Source organism: Amycolatopsis acidicola (genome assembly GCF_007713735.2).
GTDB classification, from domain to species: Bacteria; Actinomycetota; Actinomycetes; order Mycobacteriales; family Pseudonocardiaceae; genus Amycolatopsis_E; species Amycolatopsis_E acidicola.
Genome location: NZ_VMNW02000144.1, coordinates 1 through 14,458, shown reverse-complemented (window position 1 = coordinate 14,458; position 14,458 = coordinate 1). Strand labels below are relative to the sequence as shown.

Here is a 14,458-nt window from a genome sequence, read left to right as displayed (position 1 = left end):
GGGCTGGAGTCGGCAGGGGCAAGGGGGCAGAGGTAAGGGCGGGACGAGGGCACAGGGCAGGACGAGGACGAGGGCAGGACGAGGGCAGGACGAGGGCAGGACGAGGGCAGGACGAGGGCAGGACGAGGACGAGCGCAAGGGCAGGACGAGGACACGGGCGAGCGCAAGGGCAGGGCGGAGGCAGGGACAAGGACGAGCGCAAGGGCAGGACGAGGACACGGGCAGAGACCAGGACGAGGACCAGCGCAAGGGCAACCACAACCCCGACGCGCGACGCTTGGCCGGAACCGCCTCACGCCTACGAGAAGTCACATCCCCTGCGCATTCCGTGCGCGGCTACGACTCACCCGGAGACCGCGTTGAAGCGGACCTCGTGGGTGGTGTCGGGGGAGGCGACCTGAAGCAGCCGCCGGCCGGAGGTTTCCAGGGCGTCGGTGTCCTTTTTGGATATACGGTCGAACGCCTCGACCGTCAGGGTCGCCGATCCTCGCTGGTTGGCGATCTTCCAAGTTCCCCGCACGAAGCCGTTCACCAGAACGGTCCCGGGGAAGACGCCGTTGCGGACGCCGAAGACCCGTTTCCGGCTGTCTTCGGACATCACGCGGGTGCGGTCGGCGTGGGAGAGCAGGAGGTTGTCGAACTCGGCGATGAAGCGGGGCGGCGCCGGGGTGTCCGCGGCGGGCCTCGGGGCGTCGGGCAGGTCGAACAGTTCCTGCCCCGCCTCGGTGGCGAAGATGGCCAGTGTCGGCCGCATCCGGTCGACCACCTCGTTCAGGCGCGTCAGGCCGCTCCATGCCTGAACGTCGTTCACGGTCGCCGGGCCGAATGCGGCCAGGTATCGTCGCACCAGCTCTTCGGCTGATGCCTCGGCGTCTAGCGGGCGCCCCAGCCACTCCTCGGCTGTCGCGTAGACGGGTTGGCCGCTCCTGCCCCACACCGCCCGTGGCGGGATCTGCACCAACGGCAACAAACCTCGCGCCGCATGGGCCAGGGCGGCCGGGGTGCTCTCCGGCCAGCGTGTGGCCAACGCCTTGCCCAGTTCGGCCCCGGTGCAGGCGCGCTCCGCGAGGATGGCCCTCGCTTCCTTGGCGAGCCTGCCCAGGTCGAGGTCCTTCAATGCGCCGGCGTGCGTCGTGTTGGTGCGGAGGTCTCGGTCGAGCAACGGCTGCACCAAGGGTCGCAAGAACAAACTGTCGGACGCTGTCACCAGGTGCACCGTGCCGCGCATCAACGCCAGCCGCACCGCCGAGCGATCCAGCAACAACCGGCCGAGATCGTCGGGCGCGAATCCGTGGAGCCGCGACCACAACCCGAAATACGGTGGGAACGGCGCTTGCGCCTGCAGGCCGACAAGATGGTGCACCGCGGCCAGTGGCGACACCTTCACTCGCCGCAACAAAAACTGCCGCGCGAGGAGCGCCCGGTTGAGCGCGCGAGTACTCAGAACCTGCACGAACAGCAGCCTAGAACCCCATGCGGCCGAACTCTGTCCGCAGCGGAATTTCCTACCCAGGTAGTCCTTCTGGGGCAAGCGTCCAGTGACCTGGAACACAACTCGCCGGTCTACCGAGTGGTAGGCCCTACAACCGAGCCATGCAGACGGGGCACGGCGCGGTCCTGGCCGGGCTCGGTGCCTGGCTACCGCCGCGAGTGGTGGACAACGAAGAACTTTCGCAACGGCTGGATACTTCCGACGAGTGGATCCGCACTCGCACCGGTATCCGGCAGCGGCACATCGCCGATCCGGATACGTCCACAGTGGACATTGCGGTGCGCGCGGGTGGGAACGCTTTGCGCAGCGCGGGATCCGATGTCGTCGACGCGCTGGTACTGGCCACGTCGACGGCGGACCAGCTCTGCCCGGCGAGCGCGCCGCAGGTGGCTTCCGGCCTTGGCCTGAACGGAATCGCCGCGTTCGACGTCAACGCGGTGTGCAGCGGGTTCGTCTACGCGCTCGCCACGGCGGGCGGCCTCATCGCCGGCGGAATGGCGCAGCGGGTACTGGTGATCGGCGCCGACGTGTTCAGCAGGCTCTGCGACCCGGACGACCGCGGCACGATCCCGATCTTCGGCGACGGCGCCGGAGCGGTCGTGCTCCGCGCGGGCAGCCCGGACGAGCCGGGTGCGATCGGCCCGTTCGACCTGCACAGCGACGGCGAACTGGCCGACCTGCTGATCGTTCCGGCAGGCGGCGCCAAGCAACGCCACGCCGAAAACCCGCACGACCATTTCCTGACCATGCAGGGCACCGCCGTCTTCCGGCACGCCTGCGCCCGGATGGCCGAGTCGGCGCGCGCGGTGCTCGAACAGTCCGGGCTCGAGGTCGATGACGTCGACCGGTTCGTCGGGCACCAGGCCAACATCCGCATCCTCACCGCGACAGCCAAGCAACTCGGGCTGCCGCAGGACAGGGTGGTCGCCAACATCGCGAACGTCGGGAACACCAGCGCCGCCTCCATCCCGCTCGCGCTCGCCGACGCCTGCGACGACGGCGGTCTGCTGCCGGGCCACCGGGTGCTGCTGACGGCCTTCGGCGCCGGGTTGACGTGGGGTTCGACGTTGCTGACCTGGCCGGACGTCAAGCCCGGCTGACCGTCCTCAGGCCGTCCAGGTCGCCGTGACGACACGGCGCCCGCGCAGGCGAATCTTCCGGTACGTGGTCCATTGCTCCCGTTCCGACGCGGAGCACGCTTCGAGTACGGCATCGCTCGCGAGCACGCGGCCGGAGACCTTCTTCGCATGCTCGGTCAGCCGGGCGGCCTCGTTCACGGCATCCCCGATCACCGTGTACTCCAGGCGACTCCGGGTGCCCAGCTGACCCGCGAACACGGGCCCGCTGGCCACGCCGATCCCAAGATCCAGCTCGCCGGACTCCTTCACGGCGTCCCGGATGGCGCGCGCCGCCGAAAGAGCCGCTGTCGCCGGGTCGGCCAGCCGGGTCGGGGCGCCGAAGATGCACAGGGCCGCGTCGCCCTGGAACTTGTTCACCAGGCCGCCGCGGGCGTCCACGGCACTGACCACGCTGGCGAACAGCCGGTTCAGCTTGCGCACCAACTCGTCCGGCGGCATCTGGTAGGCGAGCGCTGTCGAGTCGACCACGTCCACGAACAACGCCGTCGCCTCGCGCACGTCGCCGGTGAGGTCCGCGCCGTGTTCGAGCGCGTGCCGGGCGACCTCGTCGCCGACGTGCCTGCCGAACAGGTCGCGCATCCGATCCCGTTCGCGCACCCCCGAGACCATGTTGTTCACCGCCACCTGCAGCTGCCCCAGCTCACTGGCGTCGTCGACCCGTACCTGCACGTCGGTGCGGCCACGCTCGACCAGACCCACCGCGATCCGCAGCTGCTTCAGCGGCGCGGCGACCGAGTGGGCGAGCAGCGCGGTGCCCAGCGCGCCGGATACGAGACCGATGATGGCCAGCAGGATCAGGCTGCTCGTGTCGTCGGCGTTGCCGAGGTTCGGGGGTGCGGCGATGATCAGCACCCCGAGCAGCGGCGCCCCGCTCGCCACGGCCCACGTGAGCACCAGCTTCGCGCGCACGGTCACGGCGATGCTCTGGTCCGGCGGGCTGACCTCCAGCGCCAGCGTCGAAATCGGCCTGCCGACCCATTCCGCGGTCAGGTACATCAGCCCGACGGTCAGCAGTCCGCCGAGCCCGATGGTGAGGGTGACCGCGAGCATGTCCAGCCACGAGCCCAGCAACGGCGTGATGGCGCCGAGGAACACCGTCCCGCCCAGCCACAGCGACCCGCTGATCTCGGCCATGTGCACCGGCAGCTGCAACGCCAGCTCCGCCTCGGCCCGTGTCGGCTTGCGGCCGCGTGCGAACCACAGCGCCGTCCGCCGGTGCAGCACGGCCGTCCACAGTGAACCGACGATGACGGCGAACGCCACGTAGATCGCGGCGCACAGCACGAAGATCCAGTTGTGTTCGGCCAGGTCGGCGGGCAGCCCTTGCAACACCAGCAGCAGGGCGACGGCCGCGGCGCCGAACACGCTCGAGCCGACACCCAGGCCGACGAAACCCAGCGCGGTGCGCAGCGTCACGCGAAACCTCGCGAACCGAACGACCCTACGCACCCCGTGATCGTATGGCCGGGCGCCGCGCGGCGGTCAGGAAGCGCGCCGCGAGGAGCCGATCGCCTTCTCCAGATCCGCCCTCGACATCTTCGACCTGCCCTTGATCTCGAGCTCCCTGGCCATCTTGTCCAGCTCGGTCTTGGTCAGCTCGGACAGTTTCGGCGTCTTCTGCCCGGACGAGCCTTTGCGCCGCTTCTCCACACTGCGCGAGAGCGCTTCGAACAGATCCACCACCTTCGTCGGCTCCGAAGGCGCTTCCTCCACCGACACCTTCCGGCCCGCCTTCTTGTCGTCGACGAGCTTCAGCACGCGCTCGTTGTAGGTGTCGTGGTACTCCTCCGGCCGCCACTCCTCGGTCATCGAGTCGATCAGGCTGACCGCCATGTCCAGCTCCTTGCCGCGGGCGTTCGCCTTCCCCGGCAGTTTCCGCAGCTCCTTCGACGGGTCGCGCAGGTCTTCGGCGAACAGCAACGTGTCGAGCGTCAGCACGTCGTCGCGCGCGCGTATCGCCGCGATGTGTTCCCGTCCGCGCATGACGAACCGCGCCACGCCCGCCTTCCCCGTGCGCTCCATCGCCTGCACCAGCAGCCCGTACGCACGGCCGAACTCCTCCTTGGCCGGCGCCAGCCAGTAGCTCTTCTGGAAGTACACCGGGTCGATCTCGGCCAGCTCCACGAACGCCTCGATGTCGATCGAACGGGACCGGCCCGGTGCGATCTCGTCCAGCTCTTCCTGTTCCACCAGAACGTATTCGCCGTCGCCGAGGTCGTAGCCCTTGATGATGTTTTCGAAGTCGACCTCGTCCCCGGTGCGCTCGTTGACCCGCCGGTACCGGATCCGGTCGGACGTGCCGCGTTCGAACTGGCGGAAGTGCACGGTGTGGTCCTCGGTCGCGCTGTACAGCTCGACGGGCACGGTCACCAGCCCGAAGTTGACCGCGCCGCTCCAGATCGCCCGTGCCATGCCCTGCCTCCTAGCTCAGCCGACGCGCCGGCAAAACCTTGCCCGGCGGGGAAATGCGGTTCATCGCTGCTCCCGCACGACCTCTTCGGCCGCTTTGTCGTCGCGCAGCCCCACGAACCGCGGATGCCGCAGCCTGCCGTCGGTGGTCCACTCTGAGAACCGCACCTGCACCACCAGTCGCGGCTCCACCCAGCTCGGCCCGCGTTCCGCGACGCGATCGGCGAAGGGGGAACGGCCGCGCCCGAGTTCGCCCAGCGTGCCGGACAGCTCACGCAAGACGGCTTCCGTGTACCCGGTGCCGACTTTGCCCGCGTAGCGCAACTTTCCTTGCTCGTAGTAGCCGACGAGCAACGCGCCGAACCCGCTGCGCGAGCCGCCCGGCGCGGTGTAGCCGCCCACCACGAATCCCTGGTCCCGCACGCATTTGAACTTCAGCCAGTCCGCGGAGCGGCCCGGCCGGTACGGCGCGTCGGCGCGTTTCGCGATCAGCCCTTCCCAGCCGTGCGCGCAGGCGTAGCGGAAGTACTCCTCACCGTCACCGTTGCGGTGGTTCGAGTGCCGCAATGGGTCTTCCCAGTCGAAAGCCTTGTGCAGCAACTGTTTCCGCTGCCGCAGCGGCAGGGACGTGGCGTCCGAGTTGTCGAACACCAGCAGGTCGAACAGGTAGTAGTAAGCCTGCACGCCCGTGGCCTCGATGCGGTTGCGGTCGGTCAGGTGCAGCCGTTGCTGGAGCCGCGCGAAGCTGGTCTGCTGCCCGTCGAAGGCGACGAGTTCGCCGTCGGCAACGAAATGCGTGCCGCCGCACTTCGCCAGCGCTTCGACGATCTCGGGGTACGAGGCGCTGATGTCCTTGTGGTTTCGGGACCACAGCACGGGATCGCCCCCGGCGCGCGAGCAGATCGCGCGCACGCCGTCCAGCTTGCGCTCGAACAACCAGTCCTCGCTGGAGAAACGCCGCTGGGTCAGCGTGGCGAGCATGGGCTCACGCCAGCCTGGCTCGACCTCCATGATCATCGGGTACCCCCGGTCCGGTAGGACGAAACGGTGCTATAAGGCGCTTTCGTCCTTCTCCGTCAGCCCGTCGCGCAGGCGCTCCAGCGTGCGGGCCAGCAGCCGCGAGACGTGCATCTGCGAGACCCCGATCCGTTCCGCGATCTGGGTTTGCGTCATGTTGTGCACGAACCGCAGGCCGAGGATCTTGCGTTCCCGCTCCGGCAGGTCCTGGATCAGCGGGAGCAGCGCTTCGTGGTTCTCGACGCCTTCCAGCGCGGAGTCCTCCTCGCCGAGCGTGTCGCCGAGCGCGAGATTCTCGGTGTCGCCGGAAAGCACCTCGTCCAACGACATCGAGTGATACGCGTTGCCCGCTTCGAGCCCCTCGAACACCTCGTCCTGGCTGATGTTCAGGTGCGCCGCGATTTCGCTCGGCGTCGGCGCGCGGCCGAGCCGTTGTGCCAGTTCGGTGTTCGCGCTGGAGATCGAAAGGTGGAGTTCCTTGAGCCGGCGCGGCACGCGCACCAGCCAGCCGGTGTCGCGGAAGTGCCTGCGCACTTCGCCCATCACGGTCGGCACGGCGAACGACAGGAAGTCCGAGCCACGCCCGGCGTCGAACCGGTCGACCGCGTTGATCAGCCCCACGGTGGCGACCTGGACCAGGTCCTCCTTGGCGACTCCGCGTCCGGAGAACCGCTGCGCGATGTGCTCCGCCAGCGGGAGGTGCCCGGTCACCAGTTCGTCGCGCAGCTCGGCGCGACGGGGGTCGTCCTCGCGCAGCGACGCGAGTTCCTCGAACAGCGGAGCTAGGTGCTCGTATTCGTTGGACGACGTGGGCTTTGCTGGCTCGGCTCGGGAGCCGGTCACGCGCCCGCCCCTGGCGCGTCGACCACCACTCGGCGTTTGGCCAGTTCGATGTCCACCTGATGGCCGTGCTGCCCGTTGGACGTGACGTGCGTGTCGACCGAGTCGGTGAGGGTGGTCAGCACCTTCCAGCCGAACGACTTCGTGCTCGGCGCGCTGCCGGACTCCGAGTGCACGGTGCCGGTGAACGTGAGCTCGTCACCGGAGACGGTGAAGCGGCACCGCATGGCGCTGCCCGGCACGGCTCTGGTGATGAGCGTGGAACAGGCTTCGTCGACGGCGAGGCGCAGATCGGCGATCGCGTCGAGATCGAAGTCCGCCCGGGTCGCGATGGTCGCGACGACGGACCGCACGATGGGCAGGTGCCCCAGATCGGCGCCGAGCCAGAGCTCGATGTCGTTGCGTGCATGCAGGGGCGGGGGTTCCCAGCCGGTCATTTCACCTCGCCATGGTTTGAACACTGCCTGCGCATCATCATGCCTCGATCGGGCGAACCTTGCTCGGCGGCGCCCTCGCTCAACAGCTTTGCGTAGCAGTTTCTTCGGTTGTCCGGACCAGATCAGGCGTGCCGGAGGAGCGCGCCGAAACCCTCGGTGAGATCGCTGTCCACGGCGACCAGCTGGGCGTCCACCGCGATGGCCGCGAACGGGATGGCCTCGTCGGCACGGTGTTCGTGTGCCTCGGTGGCGCCGAACGCGCGCAGCTCGGCTTCGCTCACGGCGAGCTGGGTGGGTTCCGCGCCGCGGAACACCGTCCGGTCGCCCGGATCGCCGATGAGCAGCGTCTCGACGTTCCCCTCGATCAGCGCGGTCGTCACAGCCTCCAAACCCTCGACGGCCAGCCCGGTTTCACGCCCGAGCTCGGCCCGGAACCGCTCGAGAACACTGTCCCGGCGGCGTTGCTTGGTCGCGGTCACCAGTTCCTCGACCACGTCGGTGTGCGTGACCTCCCGTGCGATTTCCTGTATCCGCTTGGGCAACTCCTCGTGCACGGCGCGCCGGCCCTGGATTTCGCCGGCCAGCAGCACCATCTCCGCGCCGACCCGGTCGGCCACCTTCGTGATGTCCTCGGCGATCTCCCTGGCGTTCTGCCGCACCGTTTCCTCGACCCGTGGCTGCATGTCGTGCGGGGCCGGGCCGCCGCCGCGGGCCTGGTGCACGGGGTGGTCGCGGCCCTCGACGTCGTCGGCACTGACTGCTTCGCCGTGTTCGTCGTAGGCGACGACTGTGGCGTTGACCTGGTCCAGGGTGGCCACGACGTGCTTGATGCCCGGCTCCGCGTAGCGCGTCAGCGGGAGTACGTACGGCAGTTCGGAAACGCGGGCGAGCGGCTCCGCCGGCGGTTCGTCCAGCTGCTCGTCCACCACGACCTTTCCGCCTGCGGCGAGCAGGGCCCGTCCGCTGCGGCCCACCGGCGGCGGGCTTCCGCGGACGGCCGATTCCAGCGCGTCCAGCGAGTTCTCGGGCGCGTCCTGTGCGGCGAGGCGCTCGCGCAGATCCCGCCACTTCAGCTCCAGTTGCTTGGCCGCGTCCTCGGTCTCGTGGCTGTCTTCGAAGTAGACGGCCGTGAACGGACCGGAGGCGTCGACCAGTGGGCGTAGCGTCGTCGTCTGCATGGCCCCCGAGGTACCCCTGCGTTTCCCTGGCAAAACGTGTTGTTGACTGAGGGGCGTGGCGATGATCGGCGAGGCGAAGGGGAACGCGTGAGCTGGTGGCATGCGGTGCTGGTGCTACTGGCCGGGGTGTGGGCGGGCGCGATCAACGCCGTGGTCGGCTCGGGCACCCTGGTCACGTTCCCGGTCCTGGTGGCGCTGGGCTATCCGCCGGTGACCGCCACCACGTCGAACGCGATCGGGCTCGCGCCCGGCACGGTCAGCGGCGCGATCGGCTACCGGCACGAGCTGACCGGACAAGGGCCGCGCCTCGTCCGGTACAGCGTGGCGTCGTTCCTCGGCGCCATCGGCGGCACGATCCTGTTGCTCTCCCTGCCACCGGACGCCTTCGAGAAGATCGTGCCGGTACTGGTCGGGCTCGCCGTGGTGCTGGTGATCGTGCAGCCGTGGGTCTCCCGGCAGGTCGCACGCCGCCGCGAGGAACAGCCCGATGCCAAGCCGCACGGCGGTTTCCTGTTGCTGTTCCTGATCTTCCTCATCGGCATCTACGGCGGGTACTTCACGGCCGCGCAGGGCGTGATGCTCATGGGCGTCATGGGCATGCTGCTGACCGATTCGCTGCAGCGGCTCAACGGGATCAAGAACGTGCTCTCCGCCGTGGTGAACATCGTCGCCGGGGCGATCTACGCGTTCGTCGCGCCGGTGAGCTGGCCGGTGGTCGGCCTGCTCGCCGTCGGCTCCACGCTGGGTGGGCAGCTGGGCGCGAAGATCGGCCGCAAACTGCCGCCCACCGTGCTGCGTGGCGTGATCGTGGTCGTCGGGGTGGCCGCGATCGTTCAGCTGGTGCTGCGGTAGCTGCGGGCCGCGTGCAGGAACAGGTCGTTCTCGTCGTGGTGGCTGATCGTGACGCGGACCCCGTCACCGGCGAACGCGCGTACCACGACCTTGTTCGCCAGCGTGTGCTCGGCGAACTCGAGTGCCTTGTCGCCCAACGGAAGCCAGACGAAGTTGGCCTGCGTGTCCGGCACGTCGTAGCCGGCTTCGACGAGCTCCGCGCGGACGCGGTCGCGTTCCACGGCGATGGTTTCGCAGCGGGCGAGCAGCTCTTCCTCCGCGTCCAGTGACGCCATCGCCGCGATCTGGGCGAGCGAGTTGACGCTGAACGGGATGTAGACCTTGCGCACCGCGTCGGCGATCTGCGCCGGGCCGGCGAAGTAGCCCACCCGCAGTCCGGCGAGCCCGTACGCCTTGGAGAAAGTGCGCAGCACGGCCACGTTCTCCCGCGAGCGCACGTAGTCGATGCCGTCGGGCACGTCGGCGTCGGTGACGAATTCCGTGTACGCCTCGTCGAGCACCACCAGCACGTCCTCGGGCACGCGGTCCAGGAAGCGCTCCAGCTCCTGCTTGCGCACCGCGGTGCCGGTCGGGTTGTTGGGGTTGCACACGAAGACCAGCCGGGTCTTCGGCGTGATCGCGGCGGCCATCGCGTCGAGGTCGTGGGTCTGCGTGCCGTCCAGCGGGACCCGCACCGACGTCGCGCCCGCGATCTGCGTGACGATCGGGTACGACTCGAACGAGCGCCACGCGAACAGCACCTCGTCGCCCTCGCGGCACATCGCCTGCACGACCTGCTGGCACAGCGCGACCGAACCGCAGCCGACCGCGATCTCCTCGACGGGCAGGCCGAGCTTCTCGGCCAGCCGCGCCGCCAGCTTGGCGACGCTGATGTCGGGATAGCGGTTCATGTTCTCGCTGGCGTCCGCGATCGCCTGCTTCACGCTCGGCAACGGGCCGCCGGGAGTCTCGTTACTCGACAGTTTGATCGCGCCCGGCACGCTGCGTCCCGCGACGTAGCTGGGTAACGAATCGAGATCGACGCGGGGCTGCACGGGCATTGCGATGCTCCTTCTGGGGGAAAAGGCCACTGCTGTCACGGTATCTCGTGCAGGGTGATGACCCTTATGTTGACTTCTGTTCACCGCGAGGTGGAAGAGTGGTGAGATGACGCAGACGCACACCCAGCACTACAAGCGCGAGGACGGTCGCGCGATCGAGTTGACCTTCGCCGAACCGGAGAACGCGGTGCGCGGTGGCCTGGTCGTGCTGCACGAGGCCGACGGGATCTCCGATGGGGTGCGGCTGCTGATCACCAGTCTCGCGGAGGAAGGCTGGCTCGCGGTCGCGCCGCACATGCCGCTCGAGCCGAAGCAGGACGACGTGCTGGCCGCGACGGACATCACGTTGGCCTGGCTGGTCGAGCACGGCGTGCAGGCCGATCTGCTCGGCGTCGTCGGGTTCGACCTCGGCGGGCTGGCGGCGCTCGTGGTCGCCTCCAACCGCAAGCTCGGCGCCGCGGTGAGCGTCGGCGGGCAGAGCCAGGGCGAGCTGCCCGCGCTGGTCGAGATCGCGGGCAAGCTGACCAGCCCGTGGCTCGGCATCTACGGCGACGCCGGCGACGAGCTCGCGGCGGCGGACGTGGAGAAGCTGCGGGACGCGGCGGCGATGTCGGGCGTGGTGACGAACGTCGTCCGCTACCCGGGCGCGAACCACCGTTTCGACGCCGACCCGGACGCGGCGGTGGAGGCCTGGCAGCGCACCCTCAACTGGTTCGACGCGCACCTCCGCTGAACGTAAAGTCGGCGGGTGACCAACGCTGCTGACACCCCCGAAGTCCTCTGGCGGCCACGTCCCGAGCAGGTCGCCGAAACGAGGATCCAGGCATTCCGCGACTGGCTGCGCACCGAGCGCGACGTCGTCGTCGAGGACTACGACGAGCTGTGGCGGTTCTCCACCACCGACCTGACCGGTTTCTGGGGCGGGGTGGCGGATTTCCTCGGTGTGCGCTGGCACGACGAGCCGGGCGGGGTGCTCGCCGACGAAAGCATGCCCGGCGCGCGGTGGTTCCCCGGCGGCACGCTGAACTACGCGGAGCACGCGTTGTCCAGTGGTGTCGCCGGTGCCCCGAAGGCGGACGACGAGCTGGCGGTGATCTTCCACCGCGAGGACGGGCTGGAGGCGCAGCTCACCTACGGCGAGTTGCGCGCGCAGGTGGCCGCCGCGCGCGCCGCGCTGGCCGGACTCGGTGTGGGCAAAGGTGATCGCGTCGTCGCCCTGGCGCCGAACTGCCCGCAGACGCTGGTCGCGTTCCTCGCCGCGGCGAGCCTCGGCGCGATCTGGTCCTCGTGCTCACCGGACTTCGGGGTGCGCGCGGTGTCGGACAGGTTCACCCAGATCGAGCCGAAGGTGCTCATCGCGGTCAACGGGTATGTCTACAATGGACGCTCGTTCGACGTCCGGCCGACGATCACCAAGCTGCGCGAGGAAATCCCGTCGCTGAAGGCGACCGTGCTCGTCGACTACGTCGGCGGCGGGAGCCTCGAGGGCGCGCTCGGCTGGGAGGCGTTGCTGGCCCGGCACGAGGGCGCGGCGCTGGAGTTCGAGCCCGTCCCGTTCGACCATCCGCTGTGGGTGCTCTACTCCTCGGGCACCACCGGGCTGCCGAAGGGGATCGTGCACGGGCACGGCGGGATCGTCGTGGAGCACCTGAAAGCCCTTGCGCTGCAAATGGATCTCGGCCCGGGTGACCGGTTCTTCTGGTTCACCACCACGGGCTGGATGATGTGGAACTTCCTCATCGCCGGGCTGCTGGTCGGTAGCACGATCGTGCTCTTCGACGGCAGCCCGGGCAGTCCGGACCTGAACGCGTTGTGGCGCCTGGCCGAGCAGCACCGGATCAGCTACTTCGGCACCTCCGCGCCGTTCATCCAAAGCTGCCTCAAGGCGCACCTGACGCCGGGGGCCGAGTTCGACCTGTCCGCGTTGCGCGGCATCGGGTCCACCGGGGCGCCGTTGAGCGTCGAGGGGTTCCGCTGGATCGCCGACAAGATCAGCCGGGACGTGCAGATCTGCTCGGTGTCCGGCGGCACGGACCTGTGCGCGGCGTTCGTCTGCTCGGCACCGGACAAGCCGGTGTGGATGGGCGAACTGTCGTGTGCGTCGCTCGGCGCGGCGCTCGCGGCGTTCGACGACGACGGCAACCCGGTGATCGAACAGGTCGGGGAGCTGGTGGTGACGAGGCCGATGCCGTCGATGCCGGTGTTCTTCTGGAACGACCCGGACGGCACACGGCTGCGCGAGGCCTACTTCGAGTACTTCCCCGGCGCCTGGCGGCACGGGGACTGGATCCGGATCACCGGGCGCGGTTCGGCGGTGATCTACGGGCGCAGTGACTCCACGCTCAACCGCGGCGGGGTGCGGATGGGTACCGCCGAGTTCTACCGGGTCGTCGAGGGGTTCGAGGAGATCGCGGACTCACTGGTGATTGACACCTCGGGTGCCGGGAATACGGACGGTGAGCTGTTGTGTTTCGTCGTGATGGCGCCCGGTGCGATCTTGGCCGACGTCGAGCCGGCGCTGAGGCGGCAGCTCAGGGCGGAACTTTCGCCGCGACACGTACCCGACAGGTTCGTCGAGGTGGCTGCGGTGCCCCGCACGCTCAACGGTAAGAAGTGTGAGGTCCCGGTGAAAAAGATCCTCGCCGGGGCGGAGCCGGACCGGGCGGTGAGCCGGGACGCGCTGGCGAACCCGGAGGCACTGCGGCCGTTCGTCGAGCTGGCGCGGGGCAGGTAGTCGAGAAAAGGGGGCACGGGGTTTGGCGGGGAGGGCCTTGACCGGGGATGAGCAGCGGGCGCATCCGCACGCGCCGGCGCTGTGGCGGTTGACCGGCGCGGCTTCCGTCGCGGCGATCACCTGGGTGACCAGGCTGGTCGGGCTCCTCGCGGTGATTTCGGTGGTCGTGCCCGCGGGGCGACGGGCACGGGGTCACGTGGCGGGATGGCTCGGCCTGCCCCAGGACGCCACGACGGCCGCGGCCACGGTCGTGCTGGTCGTCGGGGTGTTGTTGATCATGCTGGCGACCGGGTTGCGGCGGCGGAAGCGCCGGGCGTGGCAGCTGGCGATGGCGGCCAGTGTGGTGCTGGCCTTGTCGCACTTGGGGTTGCAGCAGCACGTCGTTGGCCCGGGGCTCGTTTCGATCGGGCTGGCCGTGACGCTGGTGCTGAACCGGCGGTACTTCGTGGCGCTGCCCGATCCGGTGACCGGCAAGTGGCGGTGGGCGCGGGTGTTCCTGCAGCTGTTGGTCGCCGGGCTTGTGATCAATCTCGCGATGTTGTCGTTCGCGCCGCGCAGCGTGCTCGAGCCGTCGAGTTTCCAGGACAGGCTCGCGGAATCCGCGCTGGCGCTGCTGGGAGTCAGCGGGCCGGTCGTGTTCAACGTGGGCTGGCTGGAGGACCTCACCACGTCCGTCGGGCTGTTGTTCGGGCTCGGCGCGGTGCTGATCGCGGCCTACTTCCTGCTGCGCTCGGCCGAGCCGGCGCCGCACCTGTCGGAGGACGACAAGTCGAAACTGCGTGAGCTCCTGGCCCAGCACGGCGCGCGGGACTCGCTGGGCTACTTCGCCTTGCGGGACGACAAGTTCGTGGTGTTCTCCAAGACCGGGAAGGCGGCGGTGACCTACCGGGTCATCGCCGGTGCCGCGGTCGCGTCCGCGGATCCGCTGGGGGACAGCGAAGCGTGGCCGGGCGCGATCGAGGAGTTCCTCGAGGTGTGCCGGGTGCACGGCTGGGTGCCGGCCGCGATGGGGTGTTCGGAGCTGGGGGCGACCGTCTGGTCGCGGTTCCACCTGGACGTACTGGAGATCGGCGACGAGGCCGTGGTGAACGCGGAGACCTTCACTCTCGAAGGGCGTGTCATGCGGGGCGTCCGCCAAGCCGTCTCGCGCACCAAGCGGGCGGGCTACGAGGTGAGGGTGCGCCGCACGGAGGACTTGCAGGAACGCGAGCTGGCGGAGCTCGAAGCGCTCGCCGCGAACTGGCGCGGCAGCGACACCGAGCGCGGTTTCTCGATGGCGCTGGGGCGGATGGGGGACGCGGGTTCCGTGCTGGTGACGGC

The 14,458-nt window shown here is 69.2% G+C and carries 13 protein-coding genes; 5 read left to right on the top strand and 8 right to left on the bottom strand.

Annotation, left to right across the window (positions count from 1 at the left end; translation table 11 throughout):
- Positions 1–343: 343 nt before the first annotated feature.
- Positions 344–1,453 carry a winged helix DNA-binding domain-containing protein gene (locus FPZ12_RS43490; protein ID WP_424923704.1) on the bottom strand — a complete coding sequence of 370 codons (1,110 nt, stop codon included), beginning with the start codon at positions 1,451–1,453 and terminating at the stop codon, positions 344–346.
- A 140-nt stretch (positions 1,454–1,593) separates the two neighbouring features.
- On the opposite strand from FPZ12_RS43490, the gene FPZ12_RS43485 reads away from it, so the two are divergent.
- A complete protein-coding gene (locus FPZ12_RS43485; RefSeq protein WP_144759857.1) occupies positions 1,594–2,592 on the top strand; it encodes a beta-ketoacyl-ACP synthase III in 999 nt (332 codons plus the stop codon).
- A 6-nt stretch (positions 2,593–2,598) separates the two neighbouring features.
- On the opposite strand, the gene FPZ12_RS43480 is transcribed toward FPZ12_RS43485, so the two are convergent.
- The 6 genes from FPZ12_RS43480 to FPZ12_RS43455 all read right to left on the bottom strand — a co-directional run bounded on the left by FPZ12_RS43480 (position 2,599) and on the right by FPZ12_RS43455 (position 8,512).
- Positions 2,599–4,080 (bottom strand): adenylate/guanylate cyclase domain-containing protein, encoded by a 1,482-nt coding sequence (locus tag FPZ12_RS43480; RefSeq protein ID WP_144759854.1) that lies wholly within the window; start codon positions 4,078–4,080, stop codon positions 2,599–2,601.
- A gap of 33 nt (positions 4,081–4,113) precedes the next feature.
- Positions 4,114–5,043 (bottom strand): non-homologous end joining protein Ku, encoded by a 930-nt coding sequence (gene ku / locus FPZ12_RS43475; RefSeq protein ID WP_144759851.1) that lies wholly within the window; start codon positions 5,041–5,043, stop codon positions 4,114–4,116.
- Positions 5,044–5,103: 60 nt separating this feature from the next.
- Positions 5,104–6,051: a non-homologous end-joining DNA ligase gene (ligD, locus tag FPZ12_RS43470; protein WP_243770334.1), complete on the bottom strand. Its 948-nt coding sequence runs from the start codon at positions 6,049–6,051 to the stop codon at positions 5,104–5,106.
- Positions 6,052–6,090: 39 nt separating this feature from the next.
- Entirely contained in the window at positions 6,091–6,900 is an 810-nt protein-coding gene (locus FPZ12_RS43465; protein ID WP_144759848.1) for a SigB/SigF/SigG family RNA polymerase sigma factor, read from the bottom strand.
- Positions 6,897–7,334, bottom strand: a complete 438-nt coding sequence (locus FPZ12_RS43460; protein WP_144759845.1) for an ATP-binding protein — start codon at positions 7,332–7,334, stop codon at positions 6,897–6,899. The genes FPZ12_RS43465 and FPZ12_RS43460 overlap by 4 nt, the downstream gene beginning before the upstream one ends.
- Positions 7,335–7,456: 122 nt before the next feature.
- A complete protein-coding gene (locus FPZ12_RS43455; RefSeq protein WP_144759842.1) occupies positions 7,457–8,512 on the bottom strand; it encodes an Rv2629 family ribosome hibernation factor in 1,056 nt (351 codons plus the stop codon).
- 87 nt (positions 8,513–8,599) lie between these two features.
- Here FPZ12_RS43455 and FPZ12_RS43450 point away from each other — a divergent pair, with 87 nt between their 5' ends.
- The gene (locus FPZ12_RS43450; protein ID WP_144759839.1) at positions 8,600–9,364 is read left to right on the top strand and encodes a sulfite exporter TauE/SafE family protein; all 765 of its coding nucleotides are present in this window, start codon (positions 8,600–8,602) and stop codon (positions 9,362–9,364) included.
- Here FPZ12_RS43450 and hisC read toward each other — a convergent pair.
- Entirely contained in the window at positions 9,346–10,404 is a 1,059-nt protein-coding gene (gene hisC, locus FPZ12_RS43445) for a histidinol-phosphate transaminase (protein ID WP_144759836.1), read from the bottom strand. The two genes, FPZ12_RS43450 and hisC, sit on opposite strands and share 19 nt — an antisense overlap.
- 106 nt (positions 10,405–10,510) lie before the next feature.
- Between hisC and FPZ12_RS43440 the strand changes: the two genes are divergently transcribed.
- The 3 genes from FPZ12_RS43440 to FPZ12_RS43430 form a co-directional block, all read left to right on the top strand.
- Positions 10,511–11,137, top strand: a complete 627-nt coding sequence (locus tag FPZ12_RS43440; RefSeq protein ID WP_144759833.1) for a dienelactone hydrolase family protein — start codon at positions 10,511–10,513, stop codon at positions 11,135–11,137.
- A gap of 15 nt (positions 11,138–11,152) precedes the next feature.
- Positions 11,153–13,138: an acetoacetate--CoA ligase gene (locus FPZ12_RS43435; RefSeq protein WP_144759830.1), complete on the top strand. Its 1,986-nt coding sequence runs from the start codon at positions 11,153–11,155 to the stop codon at positions 13,136–13,138.
- Between the two features lie 88 nt (positions 13,139–13,226).
- Positions 13,227–14,458, top strand: a 1,232-nt coding sequence (locus tag FPZ12_RS43430; RefSeq protein ID WP_150980779.1) for a phosphatidylglycerol lysyltransferase domain-containing protein, incomplete at its 3' end; no start/stop codon positions are given.

What these genes read in the sequence shown, in the direction of transcription:
- FPZ12_RS43485 (WP_144759857.1), top strand. Translation starts at nt 1,594, where the DNA reads ATGCAGACGGGGCACGGCGCGGTCCTGGCCGGGCTCGGTGCCTGGCTA.
- FPZ12_RS43440 (WP_144759833.1), top strand. Translation starts at nt 10,511, where the DNA reads ATGACGCAGACGCACACCCAGCACTACAAGCGCGAGGACGGTCGCGCG.
- ligD (WP_243770334.1), bottom strand. Translation starts at nt 6,051, where the DNA reads ATGGAGGTCGAGCCAGGCTGGCGTGAGCCCATGCTCGCCACGCTGACC.
- ku (WP_144759851.1), bottom strand. Translation starts at nt 5,043, where the DNA reads ATGGCACGGGCGATCTGGAGCGGCGCGGTCAACTTCGGGCTGGTGACC.
- hisC (WP_144759836.1), bottom strand. Translation starts at nt 10,404, where the DNA reads ATGCCCGTGCAGCCCCGCGTCGATCTCGATTCGTTACCCAGCTACGTC.
- FPZ12_RS43460 (WP_144759845.1), bottom strand. Translation starts at nt 7,334, where the DNA reads ATGACCGGCTGGGAACCCCCGCCCCTGCATGCACGCAACGACATCGAG.
- FPZ12_RS43455 (WP_144759842.1), bottom strand. Translation starts at nt 8,512, where the DNA reads ATGCAGACGACGACGCTACGCCCACTGGTCGACGCCTCCGGTCCGTTC.